This window comes from Nonomuraea diastatica (genome assembly GCF_004349015.1).
In the GTDB taxonomy this organism is placed as follows: domain Bacteria; phylum Actinomycetota; class Actinomycetes; order Streptosporangiales; family Streptosporangiaceae; genus Nonomuraea; species Nonomuraea diastatica.
The window spans coordinates 1-7,278 of record NZ_SMKP01000311.1; the positions used below are offsets into that span (position 1 = coordinate 1).

Here is a 7,278-nt window from a genome sequence, read left to right on the forward strand (position 1 = left end):
GATCCGGCACCGCTCCATCACGGACGTTCTGCGCTGGTCACACTGGCGCCGACGCCACCAAGCCACAGCCCGGCACTACCACTACCAGCGCCGATCCGATCCATGATCGCGATGTGTCACTGGAGTACTAGAAGAAGTGGAACCCGGGCTCGGGCTCCGGCAGATCCACCCGCTCAGGACCGCGGAACCTGGCGTTGTCCTTCGGCACGTCCGGCAGCGGCGTGCCGAGCACGAACGGGACGACGACGCGGCTGCCTGCCAGGTCGACGGTGACGTTGGCGCCGGTGCCGGTCTCTCCGCTGTAGGTCGCGTCGGTGCCGGCGATCACCAGGCCGATCCTGTGCCCCTTCCTGAACGTGTAGTCCTGCGGCAGCGTCAGCCACTTCACCGTGCCGTAGGTGCCGGGGGGCAGCGGTGTGGCGTGGCTGAGCGAGTGGCGGTTCTGCACGTCGATCCAGCCGCGGGCGACGATCTCGAGCGGCCGGGTGGCCACGTTCGTGACGACCTTGCGGTAGCAGGCGTCGTCGGCCGCGGTGCTCTCGCCGTGGCAGTCCTCCTCGGTGAGCGTGGTGATGCCCTGGCCGCGCCGCCAGTCGACGCGGCTCTCCTCGCCGAAGTCCACGAGCAGGGCGGTCAGGTTGGCGGTGGGCTTGTCCAGCTTGACCCGCAGGTCGGCGGTGGGCGTGCCGGACAGGCGCAGATCGAGCGAAAGCGGGCCGGTGGTGAACGCCACCCGCCCCGGGTTCGCCGTGCCGATCTCGGCCACCATGTCGTTCTCGCTCATGGCGACGTCGGTGAAGGAGGCGGTGCTCTTCCTGGGGGCGGGCTTGAGCCCGAGCGTGCCGTCGGGCGCGGGCCGTAGCGACGCCTTGACCGCGAACGGCGCCGGCCAGTCGCGCTGGGTGATCCACCGCGCCGGGCCGATCTCGACGTCGGCGCGGGGCTCGCGGGTGATCCCGTTGCGCACGCCGTGCAGCCAGTGGTCGAACCAGCGGTGCAGCGTCTCCACCCACAGGGTCCTGCGGCCCTCGAAGTCGAACGGGTCCACGTGCTGGGTCTGGCCGACCCAGATCTTGCGCGGCACGTTCCTGTCGGCCAGCGCCTTCCACCAGGCGGAGAAGTTGTCGGGTTTGACGTTGAGGTCGTTGACCGTGTGGACGACGAAGACGCTGGCCCTGACCTTGGAGACGTCGCCCAGCAGGCCGTCGGTGTAGTCGCGCTCGGCCCAGAACCGGTTGTGGTTCCCGGTGTCGTCGCCGTCCTCGGCGTCCATCCGGTCGCGGACGGCCTGGCACTTGGCGGCGGGGTCGGTGTCGATGTAGCCGGCCAGCCAGGAGGCGTAGTCGTAGTTGTAGATGACGCCGTTGGAGCGCTGGTACTTGTACCAGGAGCTGATCGCCGAGATGGGCACGATCGTCTCCAGGCCCTTCACGCCGGTGGCCGCGACGGCGTTGGCGAGGGTGCCGTCGTACGACTTGCCGATCATGGCGGACTTGCCCGTCGTCCAGTCGGCCACGGCCGGGGTTCCGTCGGCCCTGAACGCCTTGGCGCGGCCGTTCAGCCAGTCGATGACGGCCTTGCCTCCGAGCACGTCGGCTTTGCCGCCGATGTCGGGGCAGCCTTCGGACCGGGTGGTGCCCAGCATGTCGACGTTGAGGACGGCGTAGCCGCGAGGGACGAAGTAGTTGTCGTAGAAAAGCGGAAACTTGACGACATTTCCGGCTTCATCGTATTCCTTGCGTTCTCCCTCGTTGCCACGGCCGGAATTGTCGTAGTACGGGCTCTCGTCGATGATCACTGGCACCTTGAGCCCGGGGCCGGACTCCTTGGGCCTGATGATGTCCACCCGGACCTTGTCGAGGGCGCCGTCCTGGTCGCTGTCGACGGTGGACTCGACGTACACGTGCTCGCGGACGGCGTCCGCGTAGGAGAAGACCGGTTGCGTGCGGCCGTTCTCGACGATGATCGCAGGGGTCGCGACCGCCTGGGCCGGGGTCGCGACCGCCAGGGTGAGGGCGACAGCGACGAGGGCCGGGCGTAATTGTGACACGCGTGACCTCCGGGAAAATTGACCCAAATAACCTGCAATCTCGCAGACGGCGGGGAACCTGACAAGATCCCGGACGAGGATGCCGAGGACCGAGTTCCAGGGCCCGCCGGCCGGGCGGCGCGATCGAGCGGCCCCGCCGCAGGACAGGCCCGCCGTCTGGCAGCGATCACATCGTTACCGCCCTCCCGACGCCGCGTCACCGGGGCCGGCCCGGGCAACGTCTAGGGTGGATGGTCAACAGCCGGTGAGGAGAAGGTGCATGCGAAACGTCGCTCGGACCTCGCTCGTGGACTCCGCCATCGACGAGCTGCGCCGCGAGATCGCCAGCGGGGTGTGGCCGATCGGCACCAAGATCCCGTCCGAGAGCCAGCTCGCCCAGAGCCTGGGCATGAGCAGACTGTCCGTACGCGAGGCGGTGCGCGTGCTGGCGCACGCGGGGCTGCTGCACACCCGGCAGGGTGACGGCACCTACGTGACCGCGACCGACGAGTCCAAGATCGCTCTGCGCCGCCGGCTCGACACCGCCGCCGCCATGGACATCATCGACGTGCGCCGCGGGCTCGACCTCGTGGCCGCCAGGCTGGCGGCCGGCCGGCGCACCGAGCAGGACCTCGCCGCGATGCGGGAGGCGCTGGCCCGCAGGGACGCGGCGGGCAGGGAGGGCGACCTCGACGGGTTCGCCGACGCCGACGTCGACTTCCACCTGCGGGTGGCCGACGCCGCGCACAACGCGCTGCTCGGCGACCTCTACCGCAGCATGGGCGACGCGCTGCGCGACAGCGTCAGAGACCAGGAGCAGGCGGCGCTCGACCCCGACAGCTCCCATGCCGACCTGCTGCAGGCGATCGCCGACGGCGACGCGGCGCGGGCTGTCGCGGTCTGCGTCGCCATCCTCGACCGGCAGGAACGCGGCCTTTAGCGCCCTCCGACCGCGCGGCGGGCGACGACAGGCGTCACGCGCCCGGCTTACGTGCGCGCCCGAGAATGTGGGGCAGCGCCGGAGTGGAAGGCACCGGCTTGTGCGAGAAGCGGGTGTGCTCCTCGATCACCAGCCCGCTCTCCCTGATGGCCCGCGCGGTGTCGCGGTTGGGGCGGCAGCCGCCGGCCACCACGCGCCACAGCGGCGTGACGAGGTCCTGCAACACGCCCAGCACCGGGCCGAGCGAGCGCACGTGCTCGTAGAACCGCAGCTCCCCGCCCGGCCTGAGCACCCTGCGCACCTCGGCCAGGACGGCCGCCTGGTCGGGCACCGAGCACAACACCAGCGACACCACGACCGCGTCGAACCCGTCGTCTTCGACGGGCAGCGCCCCGCCATGCCCGGCCACCACGCGCACGGGCACCGGCGCATCACCCGCGGCCCGCTCCGCCGCCGACCGCAGCAGGTCCTCAGGCTCGACCGCGACCACCTCGCGCACCTCGGGAGGGTAGTGGCGAAAGTTCATCCCGTTGCCCGCGCCGATCTCCACCACCCGTCCGGCCAGCCCGGACAACAACCGCTGCCGGTGCCCGGCCGTCCCCGACCGCTCCGACGCGGCGCTCATCCGTTCGTACGCGCGCGCGAACCGCGGACGCTGGAATTTCGACAGATCCCCCATGCCCCCACGTTAGGTCCCGGATGCGCCGCTGACGCGTCCTGAACGAGCGAGCACTCTGCGTATCGGCCCGTGGCACGCCGCCCAGCCTCACCACCCTGTGGCCGCGCCCGCGCGGGGCCGGTGGCGAATTCACGGCCAGCGCACGCCACCACCACCGGGAATCACTCACGGTAACGCTTCACTGATACTCATGAGACCGTTCAGAGTTGCGATCGTTGCCACCCCGAGACCAGCGCCCGGGGCGACGCCTATAGCGTCCCTTCAGTGCCGTTACCAGACGTGAACCCCGGGCCCCTTCCGCAGCGCGAGGACGCCGAGCGCTGCGACCACGTGGACTCAGGACGGCGTTGCGTGCTCCCGGCGATGCACCGGAGCCCGCACGTCTACGCGCCGGTGGACGCGGCCGTGTAGCCGCCATCGGGCCTGCGCCGCAGCCAGTACGCGAGCACGGCCGCGCCGAGCAGCACCCCCCACAGCGGATACGGCCACAGCAGCAGCGCCCAAAGTTCCCCGCTTTCGACGGCCTTGACCGCCAGCCCCGGCGATGCCAGCAAGCAGGCGCCCGCCACCGCTCCCCCGAGGGCGACGGGAAACCGCACGGGCACGGGACGCCCGCGCAGCAGGGGGATCCAGCGCGGGAACACCTCTCCCCACCTGCTGATCAGGCCCAGGGTGAGCACGGACGCGATCACGGCCGCGAAGGCGAGCATCAGTCCCTGCAACCTGAGCGGCAGGTCGATCGGCCCGGATATGTCGGTCGGCCACGGTGTCAGCCAGGTCAGCCGGTAGAGGGCGTAGGGCAGGGGGCACAGAGCCGCCCCGACGGTGGCGATCCTGCCCCACCGCCGCGCCCGCACCGGCCCGGCCCAGCGGGGCGGCGCTCCGCCGAACAGGCGGAAGGCGATCCACACCCAGGCGGCGAACGCCGCCATGTCGGCGAGCGTCCAGGCCATGCGGCCCGCGTACGAGCGCAACCCGGCCGTGACGTTGACCGCGTACGCCGACAAGGCGCCGCCGAGGAACGCGGCCACGGCGGCGCCGACCACGACCAGAGCGGCGAGCGCGACGTAGCCCCAGATCCGGCCGCGGAGGCAGGCCCTGACGGCGGGCACGACGAGGGCCACGACGAGGGCCACCGGCAGGGACAGTCCCATCACGTAGCCCAGGAGCGACATGATGCCGGCGTCGGACATCACGACGCCGAAGAACAGCACCTGGACGACGGCGCCCGCCCTGACCAGCGGGTTCGGCCGGCCGGAAAGCAGCGCGACGGCCAGTCCCGTGAGACCGGCGGCGACCGTCATCGCCCCGCCCGTGTCGTGCTCGAACAGGTGCGAGAGCGAGACCGTGACGCGGTCGCGAGCGCCGAAGGGGTACGACGCCGGAGTCGTCCACCACAGCGCGCCGACGGCGGTCACGGCCAGTGACAGCAGTACTCCGAGTGGTTTCATGCCAGCTCACGCTAGGAAGCCGGGCCGGCCGCCGCCTCCCCCACGTGAGGGAGGTGCCCGCGCTACCCGTCGGCTAGCTTCTGGAGTTGTGACCATTCACGGGAGGGCGGTGCTCTACCAGCTGCTGGGGGCGGCGCTGCTGACACCGGTGGCGGCGGTCCTGGCGCTGCTCGTGGTGACGGAGATCTCGTTGTCGCGGGTGCTGCTGCTGTGGGCGGCCTGCCTGCCCGCGTCGGTTCTGGTGGCCTGCGTGCCGCTGGTGAGGAGGCTGGAGGCCGTCGCGCTGCGGGAGTTGCTCGGCGTGGCGGTGCCCGAGCATCCGGACCGTGTCTACCTGGGCGTCCTGACGGCCCTGCACCTGTTCGTGGGGGCCACGCTGAGCGCGGGCGCGCTGGCGTTGTCGCCCGGTGTCCCCGCGGCGCTCTCGCCCGGCCGCTGGCGGGCGGACCCCGGCACGGTGGCGCAGATCCTGCTCCTGATCGTCATGGTGCTGGCGGTGATGGCAGGCGCGGGGCTCGGCCAGCAGCGGGCGGCCCGCAGGCTGCTGCGGGCGGACCCGTCGCGGGTGATCGAGGACCTCGGCCGTCGCCAGAGCCTGGCCCTGGAGTTGCACGACTCGGTGGGGCACGCGCTGAGCGTCATCCTGGTGCAGGCCATGGCGGCCCAGGCGGCACTGCGGCGGCAGGAGACGGTCCCGGTGGCGGAGCAGTCGCTCGGCCACCTGATGGGCGCGGCCCGCGACGCGCAGCAGGAGCTCGACGTGCTGCTTCGTGTGCTCGACGAGGGCCGCGAGGCCCGCACGCCCACGCTGGACTCCCTGGACGCTCTGGTCCACGGGCTGGCTGTCGAGTGCCGGGCCGACCCCGTGGACCGGGTGCCGGAGGCGACGTCGCGGACGGCGTACGCGATCGCCAGGGAGGCCGTCACCAACGCGCTCAGGCACGGGCGCGGGCCGGTCACGCTGGACCTGGCGGTCGGCGCGGACGTCGTCCTCACCGTGGAGAACGCGATCGCCGGGCGGCCCCCGTCAGGGGCCGGGCGCGGGCTGGTGGGGATGCGGATGCGGGCGCGCCTGGCCGGCGGGACGTTCGAGCAGGAGGAGGTGGAGGGCACGTGGCGGATCACGGCGACGCTTCCCCGGTGATCAGACCCCAGGTGATCAGGGTCGTGCTGGCCGACGACGAGCCGCTCATCCGCTCGGGCTGGGCCACCGTGCTCTCCGTGCACGACGACATCGAGGTGGTCGCCGAGGCGTCCGACGGCCACGCCGCCGTCGAGCACGGCCGGACGGCCGACGTGGTGCTCATGGACATCCGCATGCCCGGCATGGACGGCCTGCGCGCCACCGATGAGCTGGCCCGCAGCGCACCCGGCACGCGGGTCATCGTGGTCACGACGTTCGAGAACGACCAGCTGGTCTGGGCCGCCCTGCGCGCGGGCGCGGCCGGCTACGTGCTCAAGCGCTCGCCAGCGTCCGACCTCGTCACCGCCATCCGGGTGGTCCACGGCCGGGACGCCGTGCTGTTCCCCGACGCCCTGCGGCGGCTGGCCGCCCCGCGCCGGGACGCGGCGCACGTGCCCGGTCTCACCCCGAGAGAGCTCGACGTCGTGCGTCTGCTGGCCAGAGGGCTGAACAACGCCGAGATCGCCGCCACCCTGTACGTCACCAGGGAGACGGTCAAGACGCACGTCGCCAACATCCTGGACAAACTCGGCGCCCGGGACCGCACGCAGGCCGTCGTCCGCGCCTACGAGCTGGCGATCGTGGTCGCGGGTGAGAGCGCTCAGCCCTGGGGCAGGTGACGGGCATGCGAGACCCGGTCACCGTCACCACCTGCGCCGACGGTCCCCTGCTCATCAGGGGTGACTTCGAGCTGCTCACCCAGGACGGCGAGCCCATCGACGCCGGCCGGACGACCGTCGCTCTGTGCCGTTGCGGCCTGTCCTCGGTCAAGCCGTTCTGCGACGGCTCGCACAAGGCCGGCGGGTTCCGTGCCACGAGCGAGCCGGACCCGCCGCCGTAGCGTGCGCACCGAGTGGGCGGCCCGCCGGATCCGGCCGCCCGCGTACGGCACGCCGCCGGTCAGCGCGGCCCCGAGCGCCAGCCAGCTGCACACGGCCCGCTCCAGCACCCAGACGGGCGCCGGCAGCGACGCCGACGCGGGGAACACCCGCCGCC

Annotated in this window: 7 protein-coding genes; 4 read left to right on the plus strand and 3 right to left on the minus strand. The window is 72.1% G+C overall.

The window, feature by feature from the left end; translation table 11 throughout:
- Window positions 1–127 precede the first annotated feature (127 nt).
- Window positions 128–2,050 carry a Xaa-Pro dipeptidyl-peptidase gene (locus E1294_RS50190; RefSeq protein ID WP_132519877.1) on the minus strand — a complete coding sequence of 641 codons (1,923 nt, stop codon included), beginning with the start codon at window positions 2,048–2,050 and terminating at the stop codon, window positions 128–130.
- Window positions 2,051–2,309: 259 nt separating this feature from the next.
- Here E1294_RS50190 and E1294_RS50195 point away from each other — a divergent pair, with 259 nt between their 5' ends.
- The gene (locus E1294_RS50195) at window positions 2,310–2,969 is read left to right on the plus strand and encodes a FadR/GntR family transcriptional regulator (RefSeq protein ID WP_132519880.1); all 660 of its coding nucleotides are present in this window, start codon (window positions 2,310–2,312) and stop codon (window positions 2,967–2,969) included.
- 34 nt (window positions 2,970–3,003) lie between these two features.
- Here the strand turns inward: E1294_RS50195 and E1294_RS50200 are convergent, their stop codons facing one another.
- Entirely contained in the window at window positions 3,004–3,648 is a 645-nt protein-coding gene (locus E1294_RS50200) for a class I SAM-dependent methyltransferase (RefSeq protein WP_132519883.1), read from the minus strand.
- Between the two features lie 383 nt (window positions 3,649–4,031).
- Window positions 4,032–5,099 (minus strand): hypothetical protein, encoded by a 1,068-nt coding sequence (locus E1294_RS50205; protein WP_165977937.1) that lies wholly within the window; start codon window positions 5,097–5,099, stop codon window positions 4,032–4,034.
- Between the two features lie 88 nt (window positions 5,100–5,187).
- Between E1294_RS50205 and E1294_RS50210 the strand changes: the two genes are divergently transcribed.
- The 3 genes from E1294_RS50210 to E1294_RS50220 are packed head-to-tail and all read left to right on the plus strand — an operon-like array spanning window position 5,188 to window position 7,123.
- Window positions 5,188–6,243 carry a sensor histidine kinase gene (locus E1294_RS50210; RefSeq protein ID WP_165977938.1) on the plus strand — a complete coding sequence of 352 codons (1,056 nt, stop codon included), beginning with the start codon at window positions 5,188–5,190 and terminating at the stop codon, window positions 6,241–6,243.
- On the plus strand, window positions 6,240–6,902 hold the full coding sequence (locus E1294_RS50215) for a response regulator transcription factor (RefSeq protein WP_246083855.1): 663 nt from the start codon (window positions 6,240–6,242) through the stop codon (window positions 6,900–6,902). The genes E1294_RS50210 and E1294_RS50215 overlap by 4 nt, the downstream gene beginning before the upstream one ends.
- 5 nt (window positions 6,903–6,907) lie before the next feature.
- Window positions 6,908–7,123 carry a CDGSH iron-sulfur domain-containing protein gene (locus E1294_RS50220; RefSeq protein WP_132519892.1) on the plus strand — a complete coding sequence of 72 codons (216 nt, stop codon included), beginning with the start codon at window positions 6,908–6,910 and terminating at the stop codon, window positions 7,121–7,123.
- Window positions 7,124–7,278 lie beyond the last annotated feature (155 nt).

Excerpts from the sequence above, each read along its gene's own strand:
- E1294_RS50195 (WP_132519880.1), top strand. The coding sequence starts at position 2,310 with ATGCGAAACGTCGCTCGGACCTCGCTCGTGGACTCCGCCATCGACGAG.
- E1294_RS50200 (WP_132519883.1), bottom strand. The coding sequence starts at position 3,648 with ATGGGGGATCTGTCGAAATTCCAGCGTCCGCGGTTCGCGCGCGCGTAC.
- E1294_RS50205 (WP_165977937.1), bottom strand. The coding sequence starts at position 5,099 with ATGAAACCACTCGGAGTACTGCTGTCACTGGCCGTGACCGCCGTCGGC.
- E1294_RS50220 (WP_132519892.1), top strand. The coding sequence starts at position 6,908 with ATGCGAGACCCGGTCACCGTCACCACCTGCGCCGACGGTCCCCTGCTC.